Origin of the sequence: Mycobacterium sp. 48b, from assembly GCF_048282725.1 — a bacterium.
Lineage (GTDB): Bacteria > Actinomycetota > Actinomycetes > Mycobacteriales > Mycobacteriaceae > Mycobacterium.
The window spans coordinates 2,420,036-2,433,892 of sequence record NZ_JBLVUL010000001.1; the positions used below are offsets into that span (position 1 = coordinate 2,420,036).

The 13,857-nt window shown below is 66.3% G+C and carries 10 protein-coding genes; 4 read left to right on the forward strand and 6 right to left on the reverse strand.

Annotated features, from left to right (window positions below; genetic code table 11):
- Complete coding sequence (locus ACNQR1_RS11825; protein WP_044519838.1) at nucleotides 1-267, reverse strand: hypothetical protein; 267 nt, start codon at nucleotides 265-267, stop codon at nucleotides 1-3.
- 286 nt (nucleotides 268-553) lie between these two features.
- Between ACNQR1_RS11825 and typA the strand changes: the two genes are divergently transcribed.
- Entirely contained in the window at nucleotides 554-2,455 is a 1,902-nt protein-coding gene (gene typA, locus ACNQR1_RS11830; RefSeq protein ID WP_418046228.1) for a translational GTPase TypA, read from the forward strand.
- A 100-nt stretch (nucleotides 2,456-2,555) separates the two neighbouring features.
- Here the strand turns inward: typA and ACNQR1_RS11835 are convergent, their stop codons facing one another.
- Nucleotides 2,556-3,749 (reverse strand): hypothetical protein, encoded by a 1,194-nt coding sequence (locus ACNQR1_RS11835; RefSeq protein ID WP_418046229.1) that lies wholly within the window; start codon nucleotides 3,747-3,749, stop codon nucleotides 2,556-2,558.
- Nucleotides 3,750-4,032: 283 nt separating this feature from the next.
- Between ACNQR1_RS11835 and ACNQR1_RS11840 the strand changes: the two genes are divergently transcribed.
- Nucleotides 4,033-5,910: an ABC transporter family substrate-binding protein gene (locus ACNQR1_RS11840; protein WP_418050342.1), complete on the forward strand. Its 1,878-nt coding sequence runs from the start codon at nucleotides 4,033-4,035 to the stop codon at nucleotides 5,908-5,910.
- A gap of 49 nt (nucleotides 5,911-5,959) precedes the next feature.
- Here ACNQR1_RS11840 and ACNQR1_RS11845 read toward each other — a convergent pair whose 3' ends face one another.
- The 3 genes from ACNQR1_RS11845 to ACNQR1_RS11855 all read right to left on the reverse strand — a co-directional run bounded on the left by ACNQR1_RS11845 (nucleotide 5,960) and on the right by ACNQR1_RS11855 (nucleotide 10,883).
- A complete protein-coding gene (locus tag ACNQR1_RS11845; protein WP_418046230.1) occupies nucleotides 5,960-7,186 on the reverse strand; it encodes a hypothetical protein in 1,227 nt (408 codons plus the stop codon).
- Nucleotides 7,187-7,765: 579 nt separating this feature from the next.
- Nucleotides 7,766-9,127, reverse strand: a complete 1,362-nt coding sequence (locus ACNQR1_RS11850) for a hypothetical protein (protein ID WP_418046231.1) — start codon at nucleotides 9,125-9,127, stop codon at nucleotides 7,766-7,768.
- Nucleotides 9,128-9,647: 520 nt separating this feature from the next.
- The gene (locus ACNQR1_RS11855; RefSeq protein ID WP_418046232.1) at nucleotides 9,648-10,883 is read right to left on the reverse strand and encodes a chloride channel protein; all 1,236 of its coding nucleotides are present in this window, start codon (nucleotides 10,881-10,883) and stop codon (nucleotides 9,648-9,650) included.
- A gap of 103 nt (nucleotides 10,884-10,986) precedes the next feature.
- Between ACNQR1_RS11855 and mshB the strand changes: the two genes are divergently transcribed.
- Nucleotides 10,987-11,844, forward strand: coding sequence for an N-acetyl-1-D-myo-inositol-2-amino-2-deoxy-alpha-D-glucopyranoside deacetylase (gene mshB, locus ACNQR1_RS11860; protein ID WP_418046233.1), 858 nt, complete (start codon nucleotides 10,987-10,989; stop codon nucleotides 11,842-11,844).
- A 112-nt stretch (nucleotides 11,845-11,956) separates the two neighbouring features.
- Nucleotides 11,957-12,379, forward strand: a complete 423-nt coding sequence (locus tag ACNQR1_RS11865; RefSeq protein ID WP_418046234.1) for a hypothetical protein — start codon at nucleotides 11,957-11,959, stop codon at nucleotides 12,377-12,379.
- Between the two features lies 1 nt (nucleotide 12,380).
- On the opposite strand, the gene ACNQR1_RS11870 is transcribed toward ACNQR1_RS11865, so the two are convergent.
- Nucleotides 12,381-13,739, reverse strand: a complete 1,359-nt coding sequence (locus tag ACNQR1_RS11870) for a hypothetical protein (protein WP_418046235.1) — start codon at nucleotides 13,737-13,739, stop codon at nucleotides 12,381-12,383.
- Nucleotides 13,740-13,857 lie beyond the last annotated feature (118 nt).

The window sequence follows — 13,857 nt, forward strand, 5'->3', positions numbered from 1 at the left end:
TCAGTACCGCAGCCGGTCGTCGACGACCCGCACGGCGTGGCCCGGGTGCTGCGTCGCGTACAGCGGGTGCAGCAGCATCGGGTGACGGCAGTGCGCGCAGGAGGCCTGCGGCTGGTTCGCCGACGCGAATGTGAGGTGGTGGCATTCGCTGCATCGGACCATGTAGCAGGCGCCGATCCAGTTGGCCATGCCCACGTAGATCGCGACTGTGGTCCCCAGTGCGAGCACCATGATCAAAGCGACCGTGAGCGCTTCATAAACCGTCATCCCGGCACCTCCAAGCACGCCCATCGCAACGTGACGGATACCTGAAACGGTACTCGCGAACCTTAGGTTTTCCTGGCCCGTTTGTAGACCTTGTCCAGTTCTTTACCGCGCAACCCGTTGAGTTCGGCCTTGCGGACTTTGTGCAGCACGAGGGGGCATCGTTTGCAGCGGGGCTTGCTCCTGCAGCACTTTTTCTTGGGCTTCAGGCCGGAGATCTTTGCGGACTTCAACGTGACGGGGCTCTCTCGTTTTCGTGATCGACCGGCGTGCCTGCGAGAATGTCGGGGTGGATTCACGCCCGAGCTTTCGCAATGTCGCCATCGTCGCCCACGTCGACCACGGCAAGACGACCCTAGTCGACGCGATGCTGCGGCAGTCCGGTGCCTTGACGCACCGTGGCGACGACGCGGTCGAGCGCTTGATGGACTCCGGTGACCTTGAGAAGGAAAAAGGCATCACCATCCTGGCCAAGAACACCGCGGTGCACCGGCACCATGCCGACGGCACCATGACGGTGATCAACGTCATCGACACCCCAGGTCACGCCGATTTCGGTGGTGAGGTGGAGCGCGGCCTGTCCATGGTGGACGGCGTTGTTCTGCTGGTCGACGCCTCGGAAGGTCCGCTGCCGCAGACCCGGTTCGTGCTGCGCAAGGCACTGGCCGCGCACTTGCCGGTGATCCTGGTGGTCAACAAGACCGACCGGCCGGACGCGCGCATCGCCGAGGTGGTCGAGGAAAGCCACGACCTGCTGCTCGACGTCGCCTCCGACCTCGACGAGGAGGCCCAGGCGGCCGCCGAGAAGGCACTGGACCTGCCGACGCTGTACGCGTCGGGCCGGGCCGGTATCGCGTCGACCACGCAGCCCGAAAACGGCGAGAACCCCGACGGGGAGAACCTCGACCCGCTGTTCGACGTGCTGATGGAGCACATCCCGGCACCGTCCGGTGACCCGGAGGCGCCGCTGCAGGCCCTGGTCACCAACCTCGACGCCTCGGCCTTCCTGGGCCGTCTCGCACTGATCCGCATCTACAACGGCCGGCTCAAGAAGGGCCAGCAGGTCGCCTGGATGCGTGAGGTCGACGGGGCGCCGGTGATCACCAACGCCAAGATCACCGAGCTGCTGGCCACCGAGGGCGTCGACCGCAACCCGACCGAGGAGGCCGTTGCCGGCGACATCGTCGCCGTCGCGGGCATCCCCGAGATCATGATCGGCGACACCCTGGCCGACACCGAGCACGCGCACGCGCTGCCGCGCATCACGGTCGACGAGCCCGCCATCTCGGTCACCATCGGCACCAACACCTCGCCGCTGGCCGGCCGGGTCTCCGGCCACAAGCTCACCGCCCGCATGGTCAAGAACCGCCTCGATTCCGAGCTCATCGGCAACGTGTCGATCCGGGTCGTCGACATCGGCCGCCCCGACGCCTGGGAGGTGCAGGGCCGCGGTGAGCTGGCGCTGGCCATCCTCGTCGAGCAGATGCGCCGCGAGGGCTTCGAACTGACCGTCGGCAAGCCGCAGGTGGTCACCAAGAACATCGACGGCAAGCTGCACGAGCCGTTCGAAGAACTGACCATCGACTGCCCCGAGGAGTTCGTCGGCGCCATCACCCAGCTGATGGCCAACCGCAAGGGCCGGATGGAGCAGATGACCAACCATGCCGCCGGGTGGGTGCGGATGGACTTCGTGGTACCCAGCCGCGGCCTGATCGGCTTCCGCACCGACTTCCTGACCGAAACCCGCGGCACCGGTATCGCCAACGCGGTGTTCGAGGGCTACCGGCCGTGGGCCGGCGAGATCCGGGCCCGCCACACCGGCTCGCTGGTGAGCGACCGGTCCGGCTCGATCACCCCGTTCGCGATGATCCAGCTGGCCGACCGCGGGCAGTTCTTCGTCGAGCCGGGCGAGGACACCTACGAGGGCCAGGTCGTCGGGATCAACCCGCGCGCCGAGGATCTCGACATCAACATCACCCGCGAGAAGAAGCTGACGAACATGCGGTCGTCGACCGCCGACGTCATGGAAACCCTGGCGCGGCCACTGGACCTGGGCCTGGAGCAGGCCATGGAGTTCTGCGCCGAGGACGAGTGCGTCGAGGTGACTCCCGAGGTGGTCCGGGTCCGCAAGGTGGAGCTGACGGCCTCGCTGCGTGCGCGGGCCAAGGCTCGGGCCAAGGCGCGCGGATAGTTTTCGTTTTTTGAGCCGAGTCTGCGGTCAGATCGTGAAATCCGCCGAAATCACGATCTGAGCGCAGACTCGGTGCTCGTACCGCAGAGTGGATGCGGAGTTATCCGCTCTCGCCCGACGCGTGCTTGTCAGGTTTGGCGAGCGCCTTCTTGACGTCTGCACCGACCTTGTCGACCGTGGCCGTAATCCGGTTGCTGATCGACTTCGCGAGTTTGGGCGCCTCACTGCCGCGTTTGCCTGCAGGTCCCACCCGTCCGGGAACAGCCTTCGCGCTGTTGCGGACGAGCGTGGGCTTCGCCTGCGGCTTCGGCGTCGCGGCCTGGTCGGTTTCAGCGTCGGTTGCAGCGGGTTTTGCAGTGTCCGTTTCTGTTTCGGCCGCAATGCTGGCAACCCGGAGCGCTGTCGGCGCCTTGGTGGCCGGGGCGCTCTCGGGAATCTCCCGCGGCGGCGCACCGAGGGCTTCGGCGATGGTCTCGCGGGCGAGCACCAGGTGTTTGACCACACCGTTGATCAGGCCGGTGTTTCCCTCCGGGTAGCCGCCGATGAGAAAGCCGCTCGCGATGTTGGCGGGTGCGGTGAGGATCGCATCGACGACTGCGGTCGGGTCGCCGGAGCCGGCGGCGTCGACGATGCTGCGGATGGACGCCGTCGCTGCCCCGACGGTGCTGTTCGCCGTCGCCAGCACGTCAAAACCCAGACCCATGACCAGCATTGGCGTGGTCGCGACGACATTGGCGATGTTCTGCGTGATCGCCACGGGGATCTCAAGTGCGGGGACGAGCGGGAGCCCGACGGCCATCACCGTACCCACCACCAGGTTGTTCCACAGTGTCGTGATCGCCGCTGCGGGATCACCCGCCATCAGTTGTGCGGCGGCGGTGCTCAGATGCTCGGGCACGTTCTCCAGGGCCCACAGCAGGTTGGTCGCCCCGGTCACGGTGCCCATCGTCAGGATGTTCGCGTACCAGAACTGGTTGGCGAGGACCTGGCCGAGAATCGGTGTCGGGTTGCTGACGATCGGGGCGATGGCGTCCATCACGTACGCCGCCGTCAACATCGCGAAGTACTGGTAGGCCTCGGCCGGCGAGAGCTCCGGCGGAATGGCGTTCACCGCGGCCTCGGCGGTGGACTGCGGGACGAGGGTCTGTACCGACCCGGAGAGTTGGACCGACGAAAATTCGACTGTCCGCTCGGCCGCCTGGGGTGGGGGAGCAGACAGCGGGGCGGCGGCGATGACGCCGGCGCCCGCGATCGCGATTCCGGCCGATACGTAGGGTCGCAATGCCTGTGGCAACGGGGTCCCCTTCCTGGTGTGTGATGCCGGTCACTCCGGCTGACGGCAGACGGTATCTGAGAATCACCTGAGATGGATGCAAAAATGACGAACATCGTCTGGTTCGCTGTTGCTGGCTTTGCCGCCTGGCGCCGTATGGGCAGTTCAAGGGCTAACTAGCTGGTCACTGCCCGTTTGTTTCACCTTGAAGGACTTGGATCGATTCGAGCGGGCTGGGTAGCTGCCGAGCTGTTCGTCCCGCAGTGCCGGTGCGCGGCTGTGGCGGCCCGGCAGGGTCGATACGCTGGGTGGCGTGCCGACACCCCTCCGCCGCGCCCAGCTCACGATCGGGGCGCTCGTTTCGGTGCCGGCCCTCCTGTTCAGCGGCTGTACGGTGAGCCCGCCGCCTGCCCCGCAGAGCACCGAGACCACCGAGACGACGCCGCCGCCCCCGATGAAGGCGACGCAGATCATCATGGCCATCGATTCGATCGGCCCGGGGTTCAACCCGCATCTGCTCTCGGACCAGTCCCCGGTGAATGCGGCGGTCTCGGCGATGGTGCTGCCGAGTTCGTTCCGCCCGGTACCCGACCCGAAGTCGCCGACGGGTTCGCGTTGGGAACTCGATCCGACCCTGCTCGAATCGGCCGAGGTGACCAGTGAGAACCCCTTCACGGTCACCTACAAGATCCGTCCGGAAGCGCAGTGGACCGACAATGCGCCGATCGCGGCCGATGACTATTGGTACCTGTGGCGCCAAATGGTCAGTCAGCCAGGTGTTGTCGACCCTGCCGGCTATGACTTGATCACGGGCGTGCAGTCGGTGGAGGGCGGCAAGCAGGCCGTGGTGACCTTCTCCCAGCCCTATCCGGCGTGGCGGGAGCTGTTCAACGACATCCTCCCGGCGCACATCGTCAAGGACATCCCCGGTGGCTTCGGCGCCGGTCTGGCCCGGGCGATGCCGGTCACCGGCGGTCAGTTCCGGGTGGAGAGCATCGACCCGCAACGTGACGAGATCCTGCTGGCCCGCAACGACCGGTACTGGAGCGTGCCGGCCAAGCCCGATCTGGTGCTGTTCCGCCGCGGTGGCGCGCCGGCGGCGCTCGCCGACTCCATCCGCAACGGTGACACCCAGGTGGCCCAAGTGCACGGTGGCGCTGCGACTTTCGCGCAGCTGAGCGCGATCCCGGATGTTCGCACCGCCAGAATCGTGACGCCCCGGGTGATGCAGCTGACCCTGCGCGGCGGGCAGCCGACCCTGGAGCAGGCCCAGGTGCGCAAGGCCATCCTCGGCCTGATCGACGTCGACCTGCTGGCGTCGGTGGGAGCAGGCGACGACAACACCGTGACGCTGGCGCAGGCCCAGGTGCGCTCTCCGTCTGACCCCGGATACGTACCGACAGCACCTCCGGCGATGTCGCGGGAGGCCGCGCTGGATCTGTTGCGCGGCGCGGGTTATCAGATCGAGCCCGTAGCTGAGCCGCCCGCACCCGGCGCACCGCCGGCACCCAACAACGGCAGGCAGCGCATCACCAAGGACGGCGCCGCGCTGTCGTTGGTGCTGGGGGTGGCGTCCAACGATCCGACGTCGATCGCCGTGGCCAACACCGCCGCCGATCAACTCCGCAATGTCGGCATCGACGCGTCCGTTCTGGCGCTGGATCCTGTTGCGCTCTACGGTGATGCGTTGACCAACAACCGGGTCGACGCCGTCGTCGGCTGGCATCAGGCCGGGGGAGACCTGGCAACCAGCCTCGCCTCGCGGTACGGCTGCAGTGCACTGGAAGCCACCGCCGTGTCGACCGCCGTTCCCGGCGTCGCTCCGTCGTCGTCCCCGAAGCCGACCACGAGCGCCACGCCCGCGCCGGCCACCACCCCGACATCCTCCCAGCCCATCCCGGCTCCCGACTCGGGCGAGCTGGTACAGGCGCCCAGCAATATCACCGGCATCTGTGACCACAGCATCCAGCCGAAAATCGATGGAGCGCTGGATGGTTCGCAGAACATCGCCGAGGTGATCCAGGCCGTTGAGCCCCGGCTGTGGAGCATGTCGACGGTTCTGCCGATCCTGCAGGACACGACGATCGTCGCAGCGGGACCGAGCGTGCAGAACGTCAGCCTGACCGGGGCCGTGCCGGTCGGCATCGTCGGCGACGCGGGCAGCTGGACGAAGGGGCGCTAGAAGCGCAGTGGGCCCCCTCGTCCGAGGAGGCCCACTGGTTCGTGGCGAATCAGCTTGCGTCGCTTGAGCCTGACGATGACGACGCCCCACCGGACTTGCCGGTGGCGTGCTTGCCTGCCTTCGTGCTCTTGCCGCTGAGTCCTTCGGCGGCCTTCTTCAGGCCGTCGGTCACGTTCTTGACCGTTCCCTGGACACCGTCGCGCACCTGTTTGGCCGAAGCGGAGCGTTTGGTGGACAGGGTTTTTCCGGGCTCGGCCTTGAGGCTGTCCTTCACCACCCTGGTGGTGACTCCGGACGATGTGTCCGCGGCGGCGGAAGCATCGGCAGCAGAAGCGGTTTCGCTCGGTGTTGTGTCAACCTGTGCGGCCGGTGCCTGCGATGCAGCCGCGGCCTTCGGGCTGACATTCAGCGTCACGACCTTCGCCGCAGAAGGCAGGGTGGCGGCCGTGGCCGCGCGTGCCTCCTCGGCGGCGGGCGGAGTGATTGCGGCAGCGATCATCTCGCGGGCCTGCCGAAGGGTGGACAGAAGACCGAGGCTGGGACCGAATACGCCGCCCCCGAGCTCGTCACCGTTGAGGAACGCATCCGCGATGACGGCAGGACTGCTGAGCATCGCGTTGACGACGCCGAGCGGATCGCCCGCGGTGGCGGAGTCGACGATCTCCTGGCCGACGTTCCCCGCCACGGTGATCGTCCGGTAGGCGACGTTGATCAGGCCGAGGGCGGGTATCGCCACAATCGCCGGGTTGCTCAGCACATTGGCCAGGTTCTGCACCGGCTGCCTGATGGCGTTGATGGCGGGCTCGAGCAAGGGAAGGGCAGCGCCGGCGACAGGGGTGAGGAACGCGCTCCATAGGTTGGCCACGGCGCTGTTGATGTCGCCCGCGAGGAGATCGGTGAGAGAGTCCTGCAGCAGCGACGGAATGCTCCACGGGTTCGACGGGTCCAGAGCATTGCCCAGCGCGGTGGCCGAGCCCTCCAAGGCGATGAAGAGTGAACCCGCGGTGCTGAGCTGATTCGTGATCACCTGTAGCAGGACGGGCGCAGGATCGGTCACTTCCTGGCCGATCAGGGTCGACACGTTGGCGATCGTGTTCGCGAACAGATCCGCATAGGCCTGGATCGGATCGGTTGCTGCAGACAGGTTCACCTCGGCCGCCGAAACAGCTGGAATCGTGATGTCCGGCATCGGCGGAGCGACCGGACTTATCGCGATGGCGCCGGCCCCGACGAGTGCGACGCCAGCGGCGAGATAGGGATGGGCTGCAACCTGCATTGCTTCTCCTCTGGATCAATCCGGTCCCCGACGAGGCTGAAGCTACCTGAGGGTAACTTTACAAAATTGCATTTTTGAAAAGTTGCATTCAATACCCGGCGATCGGCTAACGAGGTCATGAGCAAGGTGAACTAGCTGGTCGAGCAGGGTAATTAGGCGTACTCCAAGATCACTCGGCAACGCGATGCCGAGTGCGCGAGCCGCCGATCGTAACGGGTCGGCCCTGCGCAGAGTTGTTCGCTCGTTGTGCGCTTTCGGGCAGAAATATGGGTCAGCCCGGGTGGCGTGACGATCCGGGAATTTTGCGTCAGCACCACCTCCGGGCAGCTCTGCGCGGGCCCGACGGGACCGATGGAGGTGTCCGGGAGAAACTCGGCCGCACGCGCCGACACGGAGTTGTGCGCACGTTGCTGCCTGGTTGTGGGGGCAATCAAATGTCGGAGGTTGCCACGTTGCGTCAGATGGCGGGGCCCGCGTGGCTTCGAAGCGGAGAGCTGAGCGGAGACTGAGAACTTCCATAGAAGCCGGAGGCCCCCTCCATCGTGATGACGGAGGGGGCCTGCCGGTCGTGCTGCGAGGTTACTTGTCTGAGCTCTTGGCGGAGTCGCTGGACGACTCGGCCTTCTTCTCGGCGCTCTTCTTGGGAGCGGTCTTGTCCTTCTTCAGGCCGTCGGTCAGCTTCTTGACGGCCGACTTGACCTGGCTGCGAACGGCCTTCGCGGAGCCGGCCTTGTCCGATGCCTTGGCGGCCTTCGGTGATTCCTTGGTCGACACCTTGGTGGCCGGCTTGGTGGCGTCGTCGCTGTCGGCCGCGGCAGTACCGGTGTCGGCCTTGGCGTCGGCGTCCGTGGTGTCGGCCGTGGGTGCGGCCGAAGTGGCTGTCCCGGCGCCAGAAGCGGTGTCCGCCTTTGTGGCCGGAGCGGCCGCGGATTCCTCTGCCGGGGCGGTCGCCGGCTTGAGCGCTGCGCTGACCGCGGTGGTGGCCGCGATGGCGGGGGCCGGTGCGACCAGCGCCTTGGCGGCGAACGGGTCGAGGTCCGGGATGGTGATCGGCTTGGGCGTGAGCTGCTTGAGCGCGTTGACGTAGCTGTCCGCAATGGAATTGGCCATGGTGATGTTCAGGTCCGTCTGGTCGACCACATCTTTGGCAAAATCGGCGATGCCGTGCTGCAGGGCGTTGATAAAGGTGCCCGGATCACCCGATGCCGCGCCTGCCGCCACGGTCTGAGCGCTGGTGATGAACTGCTGCACCAACGGCTGCGGTCCCGGAAGGTGGTAGCCGATGCCGATCGTCGAGGCGGCAATGCCGAGGACGACGCCGAGGACCGCATTACCCGTGGCGTCGGTCAGCGGTTGCGGAATGCTCAGCACCTTGCCGACGGCGTTGATCTCCGAGCTCACCGCAATCAAGATGTTGATCAGCGGCATTTGTCCGGCGAGTACGAACGAGTCGATCGCCTCGTTGTACTTGCCCGCGGCGATCAGGTCACCGGCGGCCTGCAGGGCGTCCGGCAGGCCGGCGCCCAGGCTGCTCAGTGCGTCGCTGATTACGGCTCCGTTCGCAGACGTGGTGTCGGCGAGCTCTTCCAGGCTTGACACACCGAGCGCCTGGGCGGCGACCACTGCCTGCGCGAGTGCATAGGCGACGACCCACACCGGATCGGTGGAAGCGACCACCTGCGCGCCGGCGACCGCATTGGCGGCGAGCTGGCGCAGGATCGGGACCGGGTTGGTGGTCTGCCGCTCGATGATGTTGCTGATCAGCGTCTGGGTGGAATCGGCCACCGGCTGGAAGACGGTCAGCGGATTCTCGATGGCTGCCGTCAGGGCTACGGGCATGTGCGCTTCTGGGAGGGGCGGCGCCATGGGGCTGACTGCGATGGCACTGGCACCGACGAGTGCCACCCCCGCGGCCATGTACGACCGAGCAGCGAGTTGCATTGAATCTCCTTACGGGAGCGTAACTAAGGTCGGCGCAGAAGTTACCCCAAAGTAAGTTCGGTTGTCTGCAAATTTTCTTAACCAATTTTCAGGCCGATGGAACCCTTATGTCGCCCCGCAAATGAACCGTGGGTATCTGAAATATTGCTGGTAGTCGGCATTTCCCATGGTCGCGCCACTCCATTGCGATACCGTATGTAGCGATATGAGCCGCAGCAACGAGCTGTAACAGCAAACATATGGCAGGCGACGGCACTAAGTTGCCAGCGAAGGCTAGTTGGATAAGTCCGGTTAGGTTACCCAGCGGTAATGTCGCCGGCGCGCGGGCAGGAGAGTTAGCGCGCGCACATTGGACACGAGGGTGTGATCTGTAAAACAGCCTCTAGTTGGTTGCGACGCCGGACACTACTGAGACTGATGGTCTCGGTATTCGCCCCATTGTTTGCGTTGGCAACGAAGTGGCAGGCTCGGTCAGTTCCAAGAACGACGGATTTCGTTGCGGGGTTTGCCCGCTGTCGGGTCAGTCGACCGGCGCGGCGGCGCGCCGCTCGGCCAACGTTTGCAGGCCGTAGGCGGCCAGCGCGGCGGCCAGGAAGGGCAGCAACACCCACAGCGGCGGCCGGGCCAACTCCCAGACAAAGAGTGCGGCCCAGATGGGTGCCCGCTGCGTCACCGCAAGCACTCCGGCCGCGCACGTCAGTGACACGGCGGCGACGCTGACGGGGCGAAGATCCAGGGCGTTGATCGAAAGGGCGATGAGCGAACCGAGCGCCGCGCCGGTCGCCAGCGCGGGGGTGAGCATGCCGCCCACCGCGCCGGCCCGCAGGAAGATCGCCGTCAGGACCGGCTTCAGGAGCAGGATCACCGCGGCAGATCCGATCGTCATCCCGCTGGCGAGACTCACCGTCAGGATGCTCTTCCCATTGCCCGGGAGCTCCGGCCACCACACCGAACCGAGGCCGACGAGCAGGCCCGCCGCAGCGATGCCAGGGATGATGAGCCACGATTTGAGCGTCACCGCAGGCCGGGCAAGCGCCATGATCCGGTTGAACGCCATGCCGACTGCCAACGCCAGTGGTGCCAGGACCAACGCGAAACCGGTCAGGAAATAGGACAGGCTCGGGTCGGGCCACTCGAGCGGAGCCCGAACGTGGGTCACCGGTGACGCGACCGCCACCGCGAGTGCCGAGGTGATCAACGCGGCGCCGACGGCCCGCGGATGCCACGTGTGCAGCATGATCCGGATCGCGAACAAGGCGCCGCCGACCGGCACGCTGTAAACCGCTCCGAGCCCGGCCCCCGCGGCGCAGGCGAGCAGGATCTCGCGGTCCCGGGCTGTCAGCGCCCATCGTGAGGTCCCGGCGTCGCCGAGTACCGCGGCAACCTGACGCGGTGCGCCCTCGCGGCCCAGGGAAGCGCCGGAGCCCACCACGAGTACCTGTAGCGCGGCGTCGAGCGTCAGCGAAACCCGGGGGATGGGCCGGTGTCCGGCGATGGTCGAGGCCAGCCCGGGGACCTCGTAGTGCCGACGCAGGATCCACCAGCCGAACCCGGCCAGCGCTCCGCCGATCATCGGCCCGACCGCCCGGCGCACCGGGCTGCTCCCGGTGACACCGTCGAGCAACGAGCCGAACGAGTACGCATAGGTGAGGTGTTCGACGAAGTGAAGGAGAACCGTCGTCGCCATACCCGCGAGGCCGGCCAGCAACCCGACGACGATGATGCTGCAGCCGAACTCAAGCTCGCGCCGGGTCACTCCGTGAATGTATGCGGGATGCGCGGATTCGTCAGCGTTGTGGAAACGCTGGTGGAGCGGGTCTTGCGGCGCGGCCGACGATGCACGGCTATCGTCGCTCACGATGCCCAGCGAAACGCCCCGCCTGCTGTTCGTCCACGCCCATCCGGACGACGAAACCCTCACCACCGGTGCGACCATCGCGCATTACGCCGCGCTCGGTGCCGACGTGCATGTGGTCACCTGCACCCTCGGCGAGGAGGGGGAGGTCATCGGCGACAGCTACGCGCAGTTGGCCGCCGACCACGCCGATCAACTCGGCGGATATCGGATCAGCGAGCTGACCAAGGCGCTGAGCGCGCTCGGTATCGGCGCACCACAGTTCCTCGGCGGTCCCGGCCGGTGGCGCGACTCGGGCATGGAAGGTTCACCGGCGCGCAAGCAAGCGCGCTTCATCGATGCTGACTTCGACGAGGCGGTCGGTGAACTCGTGCAGATCATCGACAACCTGCGACCACACGTCGTCGTCACCTACGACCCCGACGGTGGCTACGGGCACCCCGATCACAAGCAGGCGCACCGTGTCACCACCGCGGCTGTCGCGGCCGCCGCGTGGGAAGTCCCCAAGTTCTATTGGACGGTCATGGCGAGCACCGCCATGCGCGAGGGCTTCAAGGGTCTGCAAGACGTGCCCGAGGACTGGATCCGGATCGACGTCGGGGATGTTCCGTTCGGGTACACCGACGATCAGATCGATGCCGTCGTCGACGCCACCGCACAACTGCCCGCCAAGGTTGCCGCGATGCGTGCGCACGCCACCCAGGTCACCGTCGCTCCCGACGGACGCGCATTCGCGCTGTCCAACAACCTTGCGCTGCCGCTGGTCGGTGAGGAGCACTACGTCCTCGTGTCGGGCAACGCGGGGGAGCGAGACGAGCGTGGGTGGGAAACCGACCTGCTGCACGGACTGAATCTGCAATAGCCAAAACTGGACGCGGTAAGCTCCGGTGAATCAGAGGCGTCGAAGGGACATTCATGGACCCCGATCTGGATCCGAACCTGCAGCACTGGCAGGACCGTGCGGACAACTTCCAGTGGGTGGTGGGTTCGCTTGTCGGTCTGCTCGACAGCATCCCGACCTGACCCCGCCCCCAGATCGTGTGCTGGGTCGCGTCGTCCTGGCACTGCTCGCGGTTGACGGCGTCATCTCGGCCGTCGTAGGCGCACTGCTCCTGCCCTCATATGTCGGGTCGATTCCGTTTCCGGTCAGCGCGTTGATGGCCGGCGCAGTCAACACGGCCCTCGTCTGGGCGGCCATGTACTGGACCGATTCCCTGCGGATGGCGGCGCTGCCGTTGTGGACCTGGCTGGCCACCATCGTGGCAATGACTTTCGGCGGCCCGGGCGGAGACATCATCTTCGCCGGCCGCGGACTGATGGCCTACGGATCACTGATATTCATCGCCGCCGGTGCGTTACCACCGGCGGCGATGCTTCGACGGCGTTACCGCCGCTGACCTACTTCTTGCCCTTGTCCGACTTGCCGCTGTCGTCGGAATCCTTGGACTGCTGGGAATCCTTGGCCGACACGGTCTTTTCCTTCTTTGCCTTGGGCTTGGGCGTCACGTTCTTGACGGCGGTCTTGACCGCATCGCGGGCGTCGTCGCCGGCCTTCTTCGTGTCTGCCGTGGCCTTGGCGACGGCTTCGCGGACACCCTGCCGCACCGAACGCGCAGGCGTCTTGGCGGCCGTCTTGCCGGTCTCGGACTCGACGGCTTCCGCTGTGTCCGGAGCGTCGCTGACCGCGGTGCCGGCAACTGTGTCGCGCAGCGACTGACGGACCGAGCGCGGGATCACGCTGATGTCGTCGGTGACCGGCTTGACCTGCTGATCGACGCCGGCAGCAGAATCCTTGACGGTGTCGTCGATGAGTGCGGTGCCGGTCTCGGCGGCCTCATCGGCCTGTACCTTGAGCCGGTCGGCGAGGGTCTCGATGCCGGTTCCGTCGGTGAGCTTCTTGAACACCGACGCGAAGTTCTCGCCGGCCTTGGTGAGTGCCTCGGTGACGGAACCGAGCGGATTCTCGGGGGTGCCTTCCGTCAGGGCTGCCGGCGGCGCGAGATTGCTCGCGAGCTTGGTGATGAAATCAGCCGGCTGCTGCACGGCGTTGGCGATCGCATCGCGCAACGCCGATGCGTCCAGAGGGCCGGCCAGTGTCTGGGCCGTCGTCACGGACGCGACGGTGGGGAATGGTGGCGGCAGCGGCGGGAGGATCCAGCCGAAGAACTCATTGAACTCCGCTACACCGAAGTTCACCGCGGCCTGGAGCGACTGGGTGATCGCCGCAGCGCCCGAGTTGATCCAGACTCCGAGATTCAGCGGATCGTTCACCACTGGGACCAGGAAGGTCAGCACAATGGCATCCGCGATCGGTTTGATCAACGTCCAGTAGAAGATGTCGACCTGGGTGGTGATGGGGCTGACGAACGGAACCCATTGGCCAACCCAGTAGGCCAGGTCGGTGCCGTAATCGACGGCCCAGTCGACCCAGCCCTGAATGCCCAGGTACGCGGACTCCAGGAAGTCGCCCGCGGCGTTCTGAACGCTGACATCTCCGCCCACGGCTGCGGTCGGCGCGACTCCCGAACTCGGCGCTGCGCCGGTCTGATCCGCAATCTTGGGCGCTACAGCGGCAGTCATCCGGCTGGCCGCGGCAAGCAGGTCGACCATGGCCTGCGTCAGCTGCGGCTGGGTGGAGGTCGGGTGGGCGGGGACCGCGATGTCGGCGGGAGCTGCCTGAACGGGGACGAGCGCGATGGTTGTGGCGGTGGCTGCGGCAGCTCCGGCCACCAGATAAGAACGAACACTTGCGGGCATCACGACTCCTTCGGCATCCCCTTCCCGACGGAAGTAACTTACGTGGTCGGTGACCCGTTCGTCGCTCCTTTAAGTTGTGTGTCTACTAAGGGCCGCGCACTGCGCCGACATGCTGGGT